The sequence below is a fragment of the Desulfomicrobium salsuginis genome (assembly GCF_054657795.1).
In genome coordinates, this window is the sequence record NZ_BAAHYA010000001.1 from 1,432,535 (window position 1) to 1,449,875 (window position 17,341).

The 17,341-nt window shown below is 64.9% G+C and carries 18 protein-coding genes and 1 tRNA gene; 12 read left to right on the plus strand and 7 right to left on the minus strand.

Going from position 1 to position 17,341, the window contains the following annotated elements:
* Positions 1 to 21: 21 nt before the first annotated feature.
* The 3 genes from ACYQ3G_RS06455 to ahbB all read right to left on the minus strand — a co-directional run bounded on the left by ACYQ3G_RS06455 (position 22) and on the right by ahbB (position 2,317).
* Entirely contained in the window at positions 22 to 450 is a 429-nt protein-coding gene (locus ACYQ3G_RS06455) for a cytochrome c3 family protein (RefSeq protein ID WP_028576225.1), read from the minus strand.
* Positions 451 to 555: 105 nt separating this feature from the next.
* Complete coding sequence (gene hemL, locus ACYQ3G_RS06460) at positions 556 to 1,824, minus strand: glutamate-1-semialdehyde 2,1-aminomutase (protein ID WP_459823879.1); 1,269 nt, start codon at positions 1,822 to 1,824, stop codon at positions 556 to 558.
* A 22-nt stretch (positions 1,825 to 1,846) separates the two neighbouring features.
* Entirely contained in the window at positions 1,847 to 2,317 is a 471-nt protein-coding gene (gene ahbB, locus ACYQ3G_RS06465; protein ID WP_084435218.1) for a siroheme decarboxylase subunit beta, read from the minus strand.
* Between the two features lie 153 nt (positions 2,318 to 2,470).
* Between ahbB and ACYQ3G_RS06470 the strand changes: the two genes are divergently transcribed.
* The gene (locus ACYQ3G_RS06470; RefSeq protein WP_459823883.1) at positions 2,471 to 3,463 is read left to right on the plus strand and encodes an NAD(P)H-dependent glycerol-3-phosphate dehydrogenase; all 993 of its coding nucleotides are present in this window, start codon (positions 2,471 to 2,473) and stop codon (positions 3,461 to 3,463) included.
* Positions 3,464 to 3,466: 3 nt separating this feature from the next.
* On the opposite strand, the gene ACYQ3G_RS06475 is transcribed toward ACYQ3G_RS06470, so the two are convergent.
* The 4 genes from ACYQ3G_RS06475 to ACYQ3G_RS06490 all read right to left on the minus strand — a co-directional run bounded on the left by ACYQ3G_RS06475 (position 3,467) and on the right by ACYQ3G_RS06490 (position 6,718).
* Positions 3,467 to 3,859, minus strand: coding sequence for a secondary thiamine-phosphate synthase enzyme YjbQ (locus ACYQ3G_RS06475; protein ID WP_459823885.1), 393 nt, complete (start codon positions 3,857 to 3,859; stop codon positions 3,467 to 3,469).
* On the minus strand, positions 3,859 to 4,272 hold the full coding sequence (locus ACYQ3G_RS06480; RefSeq protein WP_459823887.1) for an ATP-binding protein: 414 nt from the start codon (positions 4,270 to 4,272) through the stop codon (positions 3,859 to 3,861). Before ACYQ3G_RS06480 ends, ACYQ3G_RS06475 begins: the two co-directional genes overlap by 1 nt.
* Before the next feature lie 2 nt (positions 4,273 to 4,274).
* Positions 4,275 to 5,396, minus strand: a complete 1,122-nt coding sequence (locus ACYQ3G_RS06485; protein WP_459823889.1) for a PP2C family protein-serine/threonine phosphatase — start codon at positions 5,394 to 5,396, stop codon at positions 4,275 to 4,277.
* 74 nt (positions 5,397 to 5,470) lie between these two features.
* Entirely contained in the window at positions 5,471 to 6,718 is a 1,248-nt protein-coding gene (locus tag ACYQ3G_RS06490; RefSeq protein WP_459823892.1) for a M48 family metallopeptidase, read from the minus strand.
* Positions 6,719 to 6,838: 120 nt separating this feature from the next.
* Between ACYQ3G_RS06490 and ACYQ3G_RS06495 the strand changes: the two genes are divergently transcribed.
* The 11 genes from ACYQ3G_RS06495 to ACYQ3G_RS06545 all read left to right on the plus strand — a co-directional run bounded on the left by ACYQ3G_RS06495 (position 6,839) and on the right by ACYQ3G_RS06545 (position 17,303).
* A tRNA-Val gene (locus tag ACYQ3G_RS06495) sits at positions 6,839 to 6,913 on the plus strand.
* A gap of 56 nt (positions 6,914 to 6,969) precedes the next feature.
* A complete protein-coding gene (thrS, locus tag ACYQ3G_RS06500; protein ID WP_459823895.1) occupies positions 6,970 to 8,904 on the plus strand; it encodes a threonine--tRNA ligase in 1,935 nt (644 codons plus the stop codon).
* Entirely contained in the window at positions 8,888 to 9,409 is a 522-nt protein-coding gene (infC, locus tag ACYQ3G_RS06505; protein ID WP_028576216.1) for a translation initiation factor IF-3, read from the plus strand. Before thrS ends, infC begins: the two co-directional genes overlap by 17 nt.
* A gap of 102 nt (positions 9,410 to 9,511) precedes the next feature.
* Complete coding sequence (gene rpmI, locus ACYQ3G_RS06510; protein WP_028576215.1) at positions 9,512 to 9,712, plus strand: 50S ribosomal protein L35; 201 nt, start codon at positions 9,512 to 9,514, stop codon at positions 9,710 to 9,712.
* Between the two features lie 76 nt (positions 9,713 to 9,788).
* Positions 9,789 to 10,142, plus strand: a complete 354-nt coding sequence (gene rplT, locus ACYQ3G_RS06515; protein WP_028576214.1) for a 50S ribosomal protein L20 — start codon at positions 9,789 to 9,791, stop codon at positions 10,140 to 10,142.
* Entirely contained in the window at positions 10,142 to 11,185 is a 1,044-nt protein-coding gene (pheS, locus tag ACYQ3G_RS06520; RefSeq protein WP_459823899.1) for a phenylalanine--tRNA ligase subunit alpha, read from the plus strand. Before rplT ends, pheS begins: the two co-directional genes overlap by 1 nt.
* An 18-nt stretch (positions 11,186 to 11,203) precedes the next feature.
* Entirely contained in the window at positions 11,204 to 13,585 is a 2,382-nt protein-coding gene (gene pheT / locus ACYQ3G_RS06525) for a phenylalanine--tRNA ligase subunit beta (protein WP_459823901.1), read from the plus strand.
* Positions 13,586 to 13,609: 24 nt separating this feature from the next.
* Positions 13,610 to 13,936: a MerR family transcriptional regulator gene (locus ACYQ3G_RS06530; protein ID WP_459823904.1), complete on the plus strand. Its 327-nt coding sequence runs from the start codon at positions 13,610 to 13,612 to the stop codon at positions 13,934 to 13,936.
* Between the two features lie 141 nt (positions 13,937 to 14,077).
* A complete protein-coding gene (locus ACYQ3G_RS06535; protein ID WP_459823907.1) occupies positions 14,078 to 14,548 on the plus strand; it encodes a PilZ domain-containing protein in 471 nt (156 codons plus the stop codon).
* Between the two features lie 28 nt (positions 14,549 to 14,576).
* Positions 14,577 to 16,457, plus strand: a complete 1,881-nt coding sequence (locus tag ACYQ3G_RS06540) for a GspE/PulE family protein (RefSeq protein WP_028576209.1) — start codon at positions 14,577 to 14,579, stop codon at positions 16,455 to 16,457.
* Positions 16,458 to 17,303, plus strand: a complete 846-nt coding sequence (locus ACYQ3G_RS06545; protein WP_459823911.1) for an HDOD domain-containing protein — start codon at positions 16,458 to 16,460, stop codon at positions 17,301 to 17,303.
* The last annotated feature ends 38 nt before the right edge of the window (positions 17,304 to 17,341 follow it).

Sequence of the window (17,341 nt, forward strand, 5' to 3'; positions counted from 1 at the left end):
ATCGAAATTTCGGGTGCTACCCTACTTGGTGTGACACTTGCCACAGGCGGTGGGGCCGGTGGGCTTGTTTTCCTTCTTCAGAGCCTTGTGGCACTCGATGCACTGAGTGTGGAAGGCGTTCTCAACCAGCTTGACGTCCTTGGCGTTATCCTTGCCACGAGCCTCCAGAGAGTCGTGACAGCCGGCGGACGTGCACTGCTTGACCTTGCCGCCGTCGGCGTCAAGGGTGTGGTGACATTCCTTGCACTCCACGGCGGCGTGCTTGGAGTGCGGGAAGGCAACGGACTTCTGCAGAGCGCCGGGCTTGCCGTCCTTTTCCTTGGTCTTCATGCCTTCGGGGGCCTTGATGACGTAGTCATCCTTGGGGGCGTCGGCGGCGAACAGGACCGGGGCGGCGATCAGGGACAGGAGCGCCGCGCAGATCAGGCTCAACAACAGTGATTTTTTCATCCTCTTTCTACCTCCAGAAAGAAACGTTACAAAAAGCACAAGCTGGGACGTTTATATCGACGGTCTTGGTCTTCAGTCAAGGATGCCGAAAAATTGGGTTCCACTTCAGAACCTGACCCTTTTCGCGGCATCCAGAGTGCGTTCCAGATCCTCGTCGCTGTGGGCGAAGGACGTGAAGGCGCATTCGTAACCGGACGGTGCAAGATAGATGCCCTGCGCGCGCATCTGCTGGTAGTAGGAGACGAAAAGTTCGCTGTCGGCCGTCTGGGCCGATGGGAAGTCCGTCACCGGCGTTTCGGTGAAGAAAAGGGTGAAGATGGAGGCGATGTGGTTGCGCGTGACCGGAACGCCCTTGCTGTGCAAAATGTTCTCGAGTTCCCGCGAAAAGGCTTCGGTCCTTGCGGCCAGGGCCGCGTAATCGCGGGACGCGAGGGCCTTCAGGGTGGCCAGGCCCGCGGCCATGGCCAACGGGTTCCCCGAGAGGGTGCCGGCCTGGTAGACGGTGCCGCTGGGCGCGATGTGGCTCATGATCTCGCGCTTGCCGCCGTAGGCACCCACGGGCAGGCCGCCGCCGATGATCTTGCCCAGGCATGTCAGGTCGGGGTCGATGCCGAAGGCTTGCTGGGCGCCGCCGAAAGCCACGCGGAAGCCCGTGATGACCTCGTCGAAGATCAGCAGCGCGCCGTAGGCCCGGGTCAGTTCGCGCAGACCTTCCAGGAATCCGGGCTTGGGCAGGACCATCCCCATGTTGCCGGCTACGGGCTCGACGATGACCGCCGCGATGTCGTGGCCGTGGTTCGCGAACAGGGTTTTGACGGCGTCCAGATCGTTGTAGTGGGCCAGGAGGGTGTGCTTGACCACGTCCTGGGGCACGCCGGGCGTACCGGGGATGGACTGCGTGGCCACGCCCGAGCCGGCGCTGGCCAGGAAGGCGTCGGCATGGCCGTGATAGCCGCCGTGAAATTTTATCACGCCGTTTCGGCCCGTGTATCCCCGGGCCAGGCGCAGGGCGCTCATGGTCGCCTCGGTGCCCGAGCTGACCATGCGGACCATGTCGATGCCCGGCACCGCGTCCACCACGGCCTGGGCCAGTTCGACCTCCAGGCGGCACGGCGCGCCGAAGCTCGTGCCGCCCTGGGCCGTGGCGGCGATGGCCGCGGCCACGTCGGGATGGTTGTGTCCCAGAAGCATGGGGCCCCAGGACATGACGTAGTCGATCAGCTCCTGTCCGTCCTCGGTCACGAGTTTGCTGCCCATGGCCCTGGCGATGAAGAGCGGGTCGCAGCTGACGCTGCGGCAGGCGCGCACGGGGCTGTTCACGCCGCCGGGGATGAGGGTCTGGGCTTTCTCGAAGAGTTCCTGGGATCTGGTCATGGGGCTTTCTCCAAATGCGGGGCTAAAAATATTCCATGGACGTCTTCTTCAGCTCCTTGATGCTGAAGAGCATTTCGTACTGCGTCACGCCGGTCTGCTCCACGAGCTCGCGCACGACCTGCATGCAGTCGTCGCGGCTCTTGCCGTGGATCATGGTGTACATGTCGTAGGGCCAGTCCATGCAGTTGGGGCGCAGGTAGCAGTGGGAAATCTCCGGGCGCCGGGCCATGATGCGGCCCACCTCGTCGGGGTCGAAGCCCTCCTCGATGTACCAGGCGACCATGGCGTTGAAGCCGTACCCGGCCTGCTGATGGCGCAGGGTGGCGCCGAAGCGGCGGATCTGGCCGCCTTTCTTCAGTTTCTTGAGCAGTTCGAGGACTTCCTCCTCGGTGCCGCCGGCCTGGCGGGCGATGTCCGCGTAGGGGGTGGCGCTGTCGGGCAGGGTGTCCTGGACGATGCGCAGGATTTCGTGTTCGGTCTGGGTGAAATGCACGGCTATTCCTCGTGTTGCGCCGGAGGCTTCCGGTCATGTTTCGAGGTCGCTCCTTACCCGTTTCGCCATATGCTGACAAGAGGACCCTTTACAGAAACGGGCGCATCCTCGATAGTGTCGTCTTGCCGACATCGAGGAAACCTGGAGGGTTGCGTGAACGTCGCGGTGCTTGGAGGGGGGAGCTGGGGCACGGCTCTGGCCAACGTGCTGGCCCGGAAAGGGGAGGACGCGTGCCTGTGGACGCGCAGGGAAGACGCGGCGCGGGAAATCGTCGAGTTCGGCACCAACTCCCGCTATCTCCCGGGGCAGGCCCTGTGCCGGGATCTGCGGGCCAGCGCGGACCTGGCGGCCGTGCTGAAGGGCGCGCGGTGCGTCGTGCTGGCCGTGCCGTGCCAGAACCTGGGCGCCTTCCTGCGCGAAAACAGGGCGCTGTTCCCCGCGGGCGCCGGTTTCGTCTGCGCCAGCAAGGGCGTGGAGCTGGGGACGTTCCGCACCATGGGCCAGGTGGTCGCGGCCGAGCTTGCCGGCCTTGATCCCCGGTACGCGGTGCTTTCGGGACCGTCCTTCGCCACGGAGGTTGTGGCGGGCCTGCCCACGGCCGTGACCCTGGGCTGCGCGGATGCGGAGCTGGCCGACCGGGTGCAGACCCTCTTTTCCACCGAGACCTTCCGCGTCTACGTCAACGCCGACGTCACGGGCGTGGAACTGGGCGGGGCGGTCAAGAATATCATGGCCATCGCCTCTGGCATCTCCGACGGCCTGGGTTTCGGCCAGAACGCGCGCGCGGCCCTCATCACCCGCGGCCTGTCCGAGATGTCGCGCCTGGGCGCGGCCCTGGGCGCCAATCCCGCCACCTTCATGGGCCTCTCGGGCATGGGCGACCTGGTCCTGACCTGCACGGGCGACCTGAGCCGCAACCGCCGCGTTGGCCTGGCCATCGGCCGAGGGCAGACCCTCGACGAGATCCTGGGGGGCATGCATAACGTGGCCGAAGGGGTCAAGACGACGGAAGCCGTGTTTGCCCTGGGCCGCAAGCTCGGCATCGAGCTGCCCATCACCGGCCAGGTGCATGCGGTGCTCTTCGAAGGCAAGAACCCGGCCGAGGCCGTGCGCGAACTGATGACGCGCCCTTTGCGCGAGGAGTGAGGGTCAGGACAGGATCGTGACGTGGAGGGTGCGCCTGCGGGGCCCGTCGAACTCCCCGAGGAAGACGCGCTGCCAGGTCCCGAGCACGAGCCGCCCCCGCTCGGCGATGACCTGCACCGACGAGCCCAGGAGCGTGGCCTTGATGTGTGCGTCGGAGTTCCCTTCGGCGTGGCGGAAGCCCGCGTGCCTCGGCACCATGACCCGCAGATGGGCCAGGATGTCCCGGCAAACGTCGGGGTCGGCCCCTTCGTTGATGGTCAGGCCCGTTGTCGTGTGCGGCGTGTAGACAGTCATGAGCCCGGACTGCGCGCCGGACTCCCGCAGCAGTTCCTCCAGGCGGCCGGTGATGTCGATCATCACCTCCCTGGCGTCGGTCTCCACCTGAAAGCTGTGCATCATTCCCCCCGGTATTCCAGTCTCAGGGCGTTGCCCCGGTCGTTGTAACTGACGGCGCGGGCGTAGTTGCGGTAGATTTCGTGCCCCCGCCCGCGGATGTCGTCGACGCCGCTGCTGACCTGCATGTGTCCCTGCCAGTCGAAGCCCGGTCCCTGGTCCTCCACTTCCAGATCGTACCCTCCGTCCGTGGCGGTGAACCTGAAGGACACCCGCTTGGCCGGGTCCAGTCCGTTGCCGTGGATCATGGCGTTGTTCAGGGCCTCCCTCGCCAAGAGGGTGACGGCGAAGAGGTGTCCCTGCTCCCCGCGCTCCTCCAGGAAGAGCCGGATGCGCTCCACGCAGAGGTCGACGTTGCTCAGGTCCGTGTCCATCTCCAGGTCGAAGCCGTGGTGCAGGGGCGTGAAGTCGAGCATGTTCAGACCTCCAGGGCCAGCAGGATGGTGTCGTCCCCGCGCGGCGCGCCGGGGGGAACGAGGGCGGCGTGGATTGCCTCCACGGCCCGGGCCATTGGCAGGCCGCGATGGGCGGCGCAGGTCGCGGTCAGGCGTTCCAGGCCTTCCTCCCGGGTCATCTTTTCGTCGCCGAAGCCCTCGATGAGTCCGTCGGTGTACATGAAGAGCCGGTCGCCCGGGTTCACGGGAATGGACAGGGCTTCGAACAGGACCGAGTCGAACACGCCGAGCAGGTCCCCCGTGGCCTGGAGGATCTCCACGCTGCCGTCGGCGCGCAGCAGGACCGGGGCGGGGTGGGCGGCGTTGACGTAGTGCAGGGTGCGTTGTTCGCGGTTCAGGCGGGCGAACCCCGCCGTGATGTGGGTGCCGCCGGTCAGGATGCGGCACAGGACGCTGTTGATCATGGTCAGGCTCTCGGACGGGGAGGTGACCACGTTGCAGTTCTGGCTGAAGAGGGCCTTCAGGGCCGAGGTCACGTAGGACGTGCCCAGGTCGTGCCCGCTGACGTCGGCCACGATGTAGTCGAAGGACGAGCCGCCCACGCGCAGAACGTCGTAGAAGTCGCCACCCGCCTCCAGGACAGGCTCAAAGTGCACGGCGAAGCCCGCCTCGGGCAGGTCGCCGGGCTGGACCAGGAGGGCTTGCTGGGCGTCCTGGACCTGGGCCAGGCGCTGGGCCTGGGCTTCGATCAGGGCCTTGTAGGTCAGCCGCAGTTTGAGGTGCACCTTGACCCGCGCCAGGACCTCGGCCTTCTCGAAGGGTTTGGACACGAAGTCCACGCCGCCGACTTCCAGGCCGCGGACCTTGCTGGAAGTGTCCGTCAGGGCCGAGATGAAGATGACCGGGATGTCCGAGGTCCGGGGGTCGTGCTTGAGCAGTTCGCAGGTGACGTAACCGTCCTCGCCGGGCATGAGCACGTCGAGGAGGATGAGGTCCGGCGACTGCTCCAGGGTCGCGGCGCGCGCGGCCGGTCCGCTGGTGGCCGAAATGGTCCGGTAGCCGCCTTTCGTCAGCACGATGTCGAGCAGCTTGATGTTCAGCGGTTCGTCGTCGACGATCAGGATGCAGGGTGTCGTGTCGTTCACGGTGCGCGCCTGGCTTGGGGTGGAGTGCATGGCAGCGTGGATAGCCGAAATCTCCGGAATTGCAAAGACGGCCGTCACTTGCGCGCGGAGTTGCCGATGCCGGCCAGGGCCGCAATCCTTTCGCCCAGCGGGGGGTGGCTGTAATGGAAGAAGACGTACCAGGGGTGCGGGGTGAGGTTGGCCAGGCTCTGGCCGGATATCTTCTTCAGGGCGCGGACCAGGGGCTCGGGCGAGGGGAGGTGCGCCGCGGCGAAGCTGTCGGCCTCGAATTCGCGGCGGCGCGAGAGCCCGGCGAAGAACGGTGTCAGCACCAGCGACACCGGGGAATACAGCAGGAGGAAGAAGACCAGGCCCGCGTGCACGGGCTTGGCGGTCATGCCGAAGGCCTCGTACAGTTCCGGCAGGGTGATCGCCTGGCCCATCAGGGCGAGGAGCAGCCCCGTCTGCAGGATGGACAGGACGAGCCCCCTGGTGATGTGCCCCAGACGGTAGTGTCCGATTTCGTGGGCCAGGATGGCCTCGATCTCGTCGGCCTCGTGGGCCGCCAGCAGCGTGTCGTAGAGGGCGATGCGTTTGGTGCGTCCCAGGCCCGTGAAGAAGGCGTTGGCCTTGGTGGACCGCTTTGATCCGTCCATGACGAAGACGCCGCCGAGGTCGAAACCGGTGCGCCGGGCCAAGTCCCGCAGCCGGTCCAGCAGATTGCGGTCCTCGAGGGGCGTGAAGGTGTTGAAGAGGGGCATGATCAGGGACGGGGCGAGGAAGGTCAGGGCCACGGAGAAGAGCGTCGTGACCGCCCAGCACAGTGTCCAGGCCCATGGACCGAAGGACGAGAAGAGCCAGAGCGCCGCGGCCAGCAGGGGCAGGCCCAGGGCGGCGGCCAGGAGGTACCCCTTGAGCCTGTCCAGAATGAAGGTGCCGGGCGTGGTGGTGTTGAAGCCGAAGCGAGCCTCGAGCACGAAGGTCCTATATATGGAAAAGGGCAACCCCAGCAGTTCCGAACCGGCGAAGAGCAGGCAGAAGAAGGCCAGGCCTGTCAGGATGTCGCTGTCGCCGATGCGGGCCAGGCGGTCGGCCAGGGGAAAGCCCCCCGCCAGGATGAAGACCAGGATGGCCGCCGTGCCTACGGTCTGCTCGATCATGTCCCAGGCGCCGCGGGCGCGGGCGTAGTCCTGGGAGCGGCGGTAGGCCTGCGGGTCGTGGACGTTGGCGAGCAGAGGCGGGGCGGACGGGGCAAGGGACTTGAGGTTGAGCCATTCGAGGAGGAGGCTCCAGCCTGCGCCCAGGATGACGGAGGACAGGACGATGATGAGATATGGGTTCATTGCGGCTCCGTGGGTGTTGACCGGTGGGCCTGCGATGGCAGTTCCGAAAAAAAATCGCAAGACGTGAAAAAAGGGTGTTGACATGCTCGCAAATGCGGGGATATATGCGGCTCTCCATTTAGGCGCGTAGCTCAGTGGGAGAGCACTTGCTTGACGTGCAAGGGGTCAGGAGTTCGACCCTCCTCGCGCCTACCAAAAAAGAACTCATAGGGAGGCTCAAGCCTCCCTATCGTGTTTGTGAGGCAAGGCATATGGCTCAGATTCAGGGACAGGACATCGAGATCCAGGCAGGGCAGACCTGCGCCGACGCGCTGCGCGGCGTGCTTTCCGGCAAGAAGATGAAATCCGTGGTTGCGTGCGAGTGCGACGGGATCCTCGTCGATCTGGCGCAGACCGTGCCGGCCGGGACCGCGACCCTGGAGCCCGTGTTCCTCGAAACCCCTAAGGGCCTGGCCGTCCTGCGCCACAGCGCCGCCCACGTCATGGCCGAGGCCGTGAAGGAGCTTTTCCCTTCCGCCAAGGTCACCATCGGCCCGGACATCGAAAACGGCTTCTACTACGATTTCGATTACGAGCGCCCCTTCACCCCCGAGGACCTGGAGCGGATCGAGGAGCGCATGCGCGCGTCCGTGGCCGCCAACCGTCCCTTCTCCCGCGAGGAGATGAGCGCGGACGAGGCCAAGGCCCTGTTCGCATCCATGGGTGAGACCTACAAGCTTGAAATCATCGACGACCTCGGCGCGGACCGCGTTTCCGTGTACCGCCACGGCGACTTCGCCGACCTCTGCCGCGGCCCGCACCTGCCCTCCACGGGCTTCCTGCAGGCCGTGAAGCTGACCTCCGTGGCCGGCGCCTACTGGCGCGGCGATTCCGCCCGCCCCATGCTGCAGCGCATCTACGGCACGGCCTTCGCCACCCCTAAGGACTTGAAGGCCCACCTGGCCATGATCGAGGAGGCCAAGAAGCGCGACCACCGCAAGCTCGGCCCCCAGCTCGACCTTTTCAGCTTCCACGAACGCGGCGGCGCGGGCATGGCCTACTGGCACCCCAAGGGCGGCCTGCTGCGGACCATCCTCGAAGATTTCGTGAACAAGGAAATGATCCGCCGCGGCTACGGCATCGTGCGCACCCCCCAGATTTTGAAGCGCGACCTGTGGGAGACCTCCGGGCACTACGCCAACTACCGTGAGAACATGTACTTCACGGAGATCGACGAGGTCCCCTACGGCGTGAAGCCCATGAACTGCGTGGCGCACATGCTCATCTACAACACGAGCCAGCGCAGCTACCGCGACCTGCCCGTGCGACTCTTCGAGTTCGGCGTGGTGCACCGCCACGAGCTTTCGGGCGTGCTGCACGGCCTCATGCGCGTGCGCCAGTTCACCCAGGACGACGCCCACATCATCTGCCGTCCGGACCAGCTCCAGGGCGAGATCAAGGGCGTCATGGCCTGGATCCAGGACCTCATGGGCGTGTTCGGGTTCGAATACACCATGGAGATCAGCACCCGCCCCGAGAAGTCCATCGGCTCCGACGAGGACTGGGAGCGGGCGACGGCCGCCCTCATGGACGCCATGAACGAAATGGGCCTGCCCTACGCCATCAACGAGGGCGACGGCGCCTTCTACGGACCCAAGATCGACGTCAAGCTGCGCGACTGCCTGGGCCGCCTGTGGCAGTGCTCGACCATCCAGGTCGATTTCACCTTGCCGGATCGTTTCGACTTGGTATACGTGGGCGAAGATGGCGAACGGCACCGGCCTGTCATGGTGCACCGCGCCATCATGGGATCGGTGGAGCGGTTCATCGGCATCCTCACGGAACATTTCGCCGGGGCCTTCCCGGCTTGGCTCGCGCCCGTGCAGGCCCGCATCCTGACCGTGACCGACAGCCACAACGAATTTGCCCGTTCGTGCCAGGAAGCGTTGCGGCGCGAAGGGGTGCGCGTGGAACTGGATCTGCGCAACGAGAAGCTCGGGTACAAGGTGCGCGAGGCCCAGCTGGAGAAGATTCCGTACGCACTTGTCATCGGTGATCAGGAAGTCGAGCAGGCCCGCGTCAATGTGCGCGCGCTCGGCGGCACCAATCTGGGTGCCATGCCCATCGATGCCTTCGCCGCCCTGTTGCGGGAAGAGTGCGAGAAACCCTTTAAAAATGGAGGAATGAGATATTCTTTCAGCTGCTAAGGCCCGCCGGAACAAGCAAATCAGGGCCAAGGAAATCCGGGTTGTAGGAGATGACGGGAACCAGTTGGGCATCATGAGTGTGCCCGAGGCCCTGGAACGTGCCGAACAATTGGGTCTTGACCTGGTCGAGGTGGCGCCCAACGCCAAGCCGCCGGTCTGCAAGATCATGGACTACGGCAAGTATCTCTACGAGGAAAAGAAGAAGTCCCAGGAAGCCAAGAAGCGCCAGACCCAGATCCAGGTCAAGGAAATCAAGTTCCGGCCGCACACCGACGACCACGACCTGATGACCAAGGTCAAGCACATCCGCCGCTTCATCGAAGACGGGGACCGCTGCAAGGTCACGGTCTTTTTCCGTGGGCGCGAGATGGCGCACAAGGATCGCGGACAGGTCATCCTGGACCGGGTGGTGGAAATGCTCGCCGATGTGGCCAAGGTCGAGCAGACTTCCCGCGTCGAAGGCCGGACCATGTTCCTGCTGCTGGCAGGGCTTCCCAAGAAATAGGCTCCCTTCCCGCCCCCAAAGAAAAATTTCCCGCCGTTTTGGCGGGAGGGAGCAGTATTGCCGGCCGCTCACGCGGCCATACGAGTCGTCCGAGGAGGAACTATGTCAAAGGTCAAGACCAACAGAAGTGCAGCCAAGCGTTTTCAGGTCACGGGCAGCGGCAAGGTGAAGAGAAGCCATGCCAACATGCGCCACATCCTGACCAAGAAATCCGCGAAGCGCAAAAGACAGCTGCGTCAGTCCACCACGGCTGCCCAGTCCTGTGTTGCCGCCATTCGCCGCCTGGTCCCGTACATTTTCTAGTTTCCGGCATCGGGCCGGAGCCTCAGCTCAGCGCATAGTCTTTTCCCACTATGCCTGACATTGAAAGGAGAACACCATGAGAGTCAAAAGAGGAAAAACAGCCCACAGAAGGCACAAGAAGTTTCTGACCCTTGCCAAGGGCTACCGCGCAGGCCGCAGAGTCCTGTACCGCACCGCCCGCGAAACCGTCGAGCGCGCCTTATGTTTCGCCTACCGCGACCGGAAGCAGAAGAAGAGAGCCTTCCGCAAGCTGTGGATCGTGCGCATCAACGCCGGCGTGCGCCAGTACGGCCTGACCTACAACCGCTTCATGCACGGCCTGAAGCTCGCCGAGATCAATCTCAACCGTAAGGCCCTGGCCGACATGGCTGTCTATGAAAAGGACGCCTTCGCCAAGCTGTGTGAAATGGTAAAATCCAAGGCGAACTAGTGGCTCACGATATCACTTGCAAGCTGGAAAGCCTGGTCCCGGAGCTGACTGAAGCCCTGGGCCAGGCTTCTTCATTGGAAGAGTTGGAGGAACTGCGCGTCCGCTTTCTCGGCCGCAAGGGCCTCCTGGCCGACCTCATGTCCGGGCTGACGGCGCTTTCGCCCGAGGAACGCCCGGCCGCAGGCAAGGCCGCCAACCAGGTCAAGACCGCCATGACCTCCCTGTGGGAGGACCGGCAGGCCACCCTCAAGGCGCGCGAACAGGAGAAGGCCCTGGGCGCCTTCGACTCCTCGTTCCCGTCCTGGCAGCCGGACCTGGGTTCCCTGCACCCCGTGACCCGCGTGACCCGCGAGATCTGCGCGGTCTTCACCGGCCTGGGTTTCGAGGTCGTGTCCGGCCCCGAGGTCGAGAACGACTTCAACAACTTCGAGGCCCTGAACCTCCCGCCCGAGCACCCCGCCCGGGACATGCAGGACACCCTCTACATTTCCGACTCCATCCTGCTGCGCACCCACACCTCGCCCCTGCAGGTGCGGACCATGCTGGCCCGCAAGCCGCCTCTGGGCGTCGTCGCGCCGGGCAAGGTCTACCGCCGCGACTCGGACATCACGCACACGCCCATGTTCCATCAGGTCGAGGGTCTTCTCGTCGACACGAACGTGACCATGGCCGATCTGCGCGGCATCCTCACGGCCTTTGTCCAGACCGTGTTCAGCCATGACACCAAGGTCCGCTTCCGGCCGAGCTTCTTCCCCTTCACGGAGCCCAGCGCCGAGGTGGACATCAGCTGCGTCATCTGCGGCGGCAAGGGCCGCGTGAACGGCGAGCCCTGCCGCGTGTGCAAGGAGACGGGCTGGGTGGAGATCCTGGGCTGCGGCATGGTCGATCCGGCCGTGTTCGAGAAGGTCGGGTACGACCCGGAAGTCTACACCGGCTTCGCCTTCGGCCTCGGGGTGGAGCGCATCGCCATGCTCAAGTACGGCATCGGCGACCTGCGCATGTTTTTCGAGAACGATCTGCGCTTCCTCCGGCAATTCGCCTGAGCGACATAGGGTTTCACCATGCTTTTGAGTCTCAACTGGTTGCGGGAATTCGTGCCCTACACGGGCGACGCCCAGACCCTGGCCGACAGGCTGACCATGCTCGGCCTGGAGGTCGAGGAGATCGGCCATCCCTTCGCCGCCCTGGAGAAGATCGTGGTCGGCTTTGTCGCCGAGTGTGCGGCGCATCCGTCCTCTGACCACCTCTCGGTTTGCAGGGTCGACATCGGCACGGGCGAACTGCTCGACATCGTCTGCGGCGCGCCCAACGTGGCCGCCGGCCAGAAGGTGCCCGTTGCGCCCGTGGGCACGGTCATGCCCGGCGGCCTGGAGATCAAGAAGGCCAAGCTGCGCGGCCAGACGTCGTGCGGCATGATCTGCTCCGAGCGCGAGATGGGCCTGGGCGAGAACCATGATGGCATCATGGTCCTGGACGCCGGCCTGGCCGTGGGCACGCCCATCTGCGAGGCCCTGGGCCTGGATGGGACCGTCCTCGACGTCAGCATCACGCCCAACCGCGCCGACTGCCTCTCGGTTCTCGGCCTGGCCCGCGAAGTGGCGGCCGCCTTCGACCTGCCCCTGTCCGTGCCGCAGACCGAATTGACCGAGGGCGGCGAGGCCTTCGAGAATTTCGGCATCGAGCCCGACCCGGCCCTGTGCCCCCTGTACCAGGCCCGGCTCATCCGCGGCGTGAAGATCGGGCCGAGCCCGGCCTGGCTGCGCTACCGGCTCATCGCCGTGGGCCTGCGGCCCATCAACAACATCGTCGATGTGACCAACTACGTCATGATGGAGTGCGGCCAGCCCCTGCACGCCTTTGACCGCGACCTGCTGCGCGGCGCCCGCATCCGCGTCGGCCTGGCCGAGGACGGCATGCGCCTGACAACCCTCGACGGCCAGGAGCGCCTGCTCACGGGCCGCGACCTGCTCATCTGGGACGACGAGCGCCCGGTGGCGCTGGCCGGGGTCATGGGCGGCGCCAACTCCGAGATCGGCGATGGCAGCTCCACGGTCCTGCTGGAGAGCGCGGTCTTCGACCCGGCCTCCATCCGCAAGACGGCCCGCAGGCTGGGCCTGTCCAGCGACGCCTCCTACCGTTTCGAGCGCGGCGTGGACCAGATTGGCAACACCCACGCCATGAACCGCGCCGCCGCGCTCATGGCCGCGGTCTCGGGCGGCGTCGTGGCCCCGGGCGTGGCCAAGGCCGAGCCCCGGCCCTATGCGGCGCGCGCCATCAATTTCTCCCCGGCCAAGGCCACGAAGCTCCTGGGCGTGGACATGGCTCCGGGCTTCTGTCGCGAGACTCTGGCCAGCCTTGGCTGCGTCATCGACGAGGGCGAACCGTGGAAGGTCACGGCCCCGTCCTTCCGCCTGGACCTGGAGCGTGAGGTGGACCTCATCGAGGAGGTGGCCCGCGTCTACGGTATGGACCGCATCGAAGCCGTGCTGCCCACGGTCAAGAAGAGCCTCCGGGACCTGGACAAGGCCGACCCGACGTTCGCCTTCCTGAACCAGGTCAAGGAGTGGGGACGCGGCATCGGCCTGGCCGAGGTCGTCAACTACAGCTTCGTCGGCACGGCCGACCTGGACCGCTGCGGCCTGCCGGCCGAGGGACGCGTGCACATCTTCAACCCTTTGAGCGAGGAGATGAACGTCCTGCGCACGGAATTGGCCCCGGGGCTGCTGGGCTCCCTACGCCAGAACATGAGCCAGGACAATACGCGCATCCGCATCTTCGAGGTGGCCCACACCTTTGTCCAGGACCCGGACAGCGACACCCTGACCCGCGAGAACAATCGTCTGGCCATCCTGCTGCACGGCGGCCGTTTCCCGGCCCGTTACCCGTATCCCGAAGGGGGCCTGGGCTACGAGGACGTGAAGGGCCTGGTGGAGCACCTGCTCATGAGCCTTGGCGTGGGCGCGGCCGCCTTCGAGCGCGGCGGCGAGCATCCATATCTGGCGCCGGAGGTGCTGGTCCGGACGGGCGAAACGACCGTCGGCCGGCTCGGACGGATCCGCGAGGACCTGGCCGACGCCTATCAGGCCAGGGGCGAGGTCTGGTTCGCGGATCTTGATCTCGATTTGCTCATGAGCCTGCGCCGCAGCGCCGCGTTCCGGGCCATCCCGAGATTCCCGGTCGTCCGCCGCGACATGACTCTCGTCGCGGCGCCAGGTCTTGCAATCGGCGCGGTAGTTGATACGGTCAAGGCAATGAACGAGCCCCTGCTCGAGGACGTCTACCTTGTGGACATCTTCACTCCCGCGAGGAGCGAGGAGCGCAACCTGTCCTATCGGTTCGTTTTCCGCCACCCGGAGCGGACCCTGAAGGACAAGGAAGTGGAGAAAATCAACCAACGCATCGGCCAGCATCTGGTCGCAAAGCTGCCTGTCCGCTTTTCCTGACAGGCCCTGCGGCCAGGAGGGAACGTGCTCAGACCTGTAACGCCCGCCGCGGAAAAACGCCTGCGCATCGGCCAGGTCGCCAGACAGCTTGGCGTCGAGCCCTATGTGCTGCGCTTCTGGGAGGAGGAGTTCCCCCAGCTCCAGGCCGCCCGGACGACCAAGGGCCAGCGGTATTACACCGAGGAGCATGTCCGCCTGCTGGAGAAGATCCGCCACCTGCTCTACGTTGAGAAGCTGACCATCAAGGGCGCTCGGCAGAAGCTGGAGGGCGCCGAGGCGGTTCATGTCCCGCTGGAAGCCATCCGGCGCGAGCTGGAGGACATCCGGCGCCTGCTCATCCGAAAACCCTGATCTGTCGCCAGGTCGGGGTTTTTTTTGCGATGCGGGCGCAAGGCGGCCGGCCTTTACATGCTGGAATTCAGACCGTAGCATGTTCATATATCAGTCACATTTCGGCCAGGTTGACTGCGAAGACGGGAACAAGGGGAGGCCATGGACAAAGTATATGCCGACAAGCAGGGAAAGGCTGTTTTCCAGTGTCCGGAGTGCGGGTTCAAAACGGCCTTCGATGCTTCCAGCTACCGCGAGAAAGACAGCCGCATCAAGATCAAGTGCCGTTGCGGCGTGAGTGTTCCCGTTCTCATCGAATTCCGTGCGTATTATCGCCGACCGGTTGCCCTGTCCGGCTGGTGCCATGTGCACAGGACCGAGGAGCTTCTGGAGATTCGCGTCAACGACCTGTCCATGAGCGGCCTGTCCTTTACCGTCGAGGGCGGTACAGGCGAGAGCCCGGCCGCGCTTGAAGTCGGCGACGCCCTCACGGTGCAGTTTCGGTTGGACCGTCCTCCGCACGACCTGATACAGAGGCGTGGTGAGGTGCGCAATATCAGGGAGACCGCCGTCGGAGTGCGATTCTCCAAAAGCGAATACGACAAGGAATTGGGTTTCTACCTTTTACGCTGAAGCGCCGGGAGCGTGACGGGCGGCGGACATGAATCTGGATAACGGCAACGGACAGGCTTTCAACCCCATCATCTCGCTTCTTGTCCGCGAAGGGTTCCTGAGCGAGCAACAGGCGGACTATGCGCGACGCGTGGCCTCCAGGCTGCATATGGCCAAGCCGTTGTCCGAAGTGGTGCTCGAGCTCGGCTATGTCACGGACGAGCAGATGCGCCAGACCATCCGCCGCAACCAGGGCGAGCTGCGCATCGGCGACCTGCTGGGCGGGCTCGGCTATCTGACCGACGAGGAACTGGACCGCGCCTTGGCCTTGCAGGCCCAGGAGGGGCGGCAGCAGAAGCTCGGCGACATTCTCATCCAACATAAATTTCTGGCCGACGACAAGCTGACGGAAATCCTGGCCCTGCAGCTCGGGCTGCCGGTTTTGGAGTTGACGGCCAAGGAGCCCGACCCCGGCCTGCTCGGGCGCGGGCCGGTGGAGTATTACGAGCAGTACCGCTTCGTGCCCTACGACATGCAGACGGACGGCTCCATCCGCATCGCCTTTGTCGATCCTCTGGACCCGCGCAGCCTGGACGCGGCGCGCGACTATTTCGGCAAGAACATCGTCGTCTGCATCACCCGGGTCAGCCAGCTCGACGAGATTCTGGCCAAGCGCAAGGAAGAGCTGCGCCTGGGCGCGGCCTCGGACCAGGGACGCCTCAACGTCGTCGAAATCGCCAACACCATCGTGCTGGCCGCCTTCAAGCGCGGAGCCAGCGACATCCACGTCGAGCCCATGTCCGACCGTCTGCGCGTGCGCTTCCGCGTCGACGGGGTCATGGTCAATTTCCGCGATTACCCCATCGGCGTGGTCGCGTCCCTGGTCAGCCGCTTCAAGATCATGTGCGGCGCCGACATCGCCGAAAAGCGCCGCCACCAGGACGGCCGGCTCATCTTCAACCATATGGGCGTGCAGATCGACCTGCGCATGTCCTTCTACGTCACGGTCTACGGCGAACAGATAGTCATGCGCCTGCTCAAGAGCCAGGAGGAACTCCTGCCCATGCACGAGCTGGGCATGCTGCCGGGCATGCTGAACCGTTTCATGGAGGAGGCCCTCGACGCGCCTTCGGGCGTGATCATGGTCACGGGCCCCACGGGCTCGGGCAAGTCGACGACGGTCTACAGCTGCATCAACTACCTGAACCGCCCCGACGTGAGCATCATCACGGCCGAAGATCCCGTGGAGTACAAGGTGCGCGGCATCGGCCAGTGCTCCATAATGCCCTCCATCGGCCTGACCTTCGAGGAGACCCTCAAGCACATCGTCCGCCAGGACCCGGACATCGTGGTCATCGGCGAGGTCCGTGACCATTTTTCGGCCGTCATGTGCATCCAGACAGCCCTGACCGGCCACAAGGTCCTGACGACCTTCCATACCGAGGACAGCATCGGAGCCTTGGTGCGATTGCTCGATATGGACATCGAGCCATTTCTGGTGTCCTCGACCCTGTCCTGCGTTCTGGCGCAGCGTCTCGTGCGCAAGGTCTGCCCGCACTGCGCCGTGCCCTATCAGCCCGACCTGAGCCAGCTCAGGCGCATCGGGTGCACCTACGGCGACCTGGCCGGGGCGGAGTTCCGCAAGGGCCGGGGGTGCGCAGCCTGCCGGCACAGCGGCTACAAGGGCCGGCTCGCCGTGTACGAAATGCTCATCCCCGAAGTCTTCATCCGCGACGCGGTCCTGCAGCGCAGGACAACCCACGAACTCCGGGAGATCAGCCTGGAGAAGGCCGGCCTGGTCTCCCTGCTCGAAGACGGCATCACCAAGGCCGCTCTCGGGATCACCACCGTGGACGAAATTCTGCGGACCCTGCCGCGCGTGCACAAGCCTCGGCCCCTGGTCGAGTTGCGCCGCATACTCGGAGCGTAAATGTTCGAAATAGCATCCATTCACGACCGCGTCCGGGAATTTCTGGACGAGCCGGGGAGCGACCTGCCCGTTTTCGACCGCACGGCGCTGCTCGTCCATCAGGAGGCGTCCAGACAGGACCCGGACACGGACAAGGTCGTGAACCTCATCATCCAGGACCAGGTGCTGGTGGCCGAGGTTCTCAAGGTCGCCAACTCGTCGTTTTTCCGCGGCATCAAGAAGATCAGCCGCATTCAGGACGCCGTGGTCCGCATCGGCCTGCGGGAGGTGGTCAACTGCGTCATGATGGCTACGCAGCGCAAGAACTACGCGTCGCGCAACCCCTTCGTGCAGCAGTACACCAGCACCCTCTGGAGGCACTCCGTGGCCTGCGCCTTCGGCGCCCAGTGGCTGGCCACGCGCTGCGGGCACGAGGACCTCGCGCCCGAAGCCTTCATCGCCGGACTCATCCACGACGTGGGAAAACTCCTGGTGCTCAAGGCCCTGGTCTCCGTCAGCGAGAAGGACCGGGGCGCCCCCCGCATCACCAGGACGGCGGCCGACGAGTTCGTCGACGCCATGCACCCCGAATGCGGCTTCCTGCTGCTCGAAAAATGGAATCTGCCGGAGCCCTACTGCGTGGTCTGCCGCGACCATCACCGCCAGGATTACGACACGACGAACCTTCTGCTCGTCCTTGTCAGGCTGTCCAACCTCGTCTGCATGAAGCTCGGCATCGGCCTGCGGCAGGACCCCGGCCTGATCCTGGTGACGTGCAGCGAAGCCGGACTGCTGGGCCTGAGCGACATTACCCTGGCCGAACTCGAGATCGCCGTGGAAGACCACGTCGCCAAAACGGAAATCTAACACCAACCCAATCATCCGTCTCAAAGAGGAGACCCGAC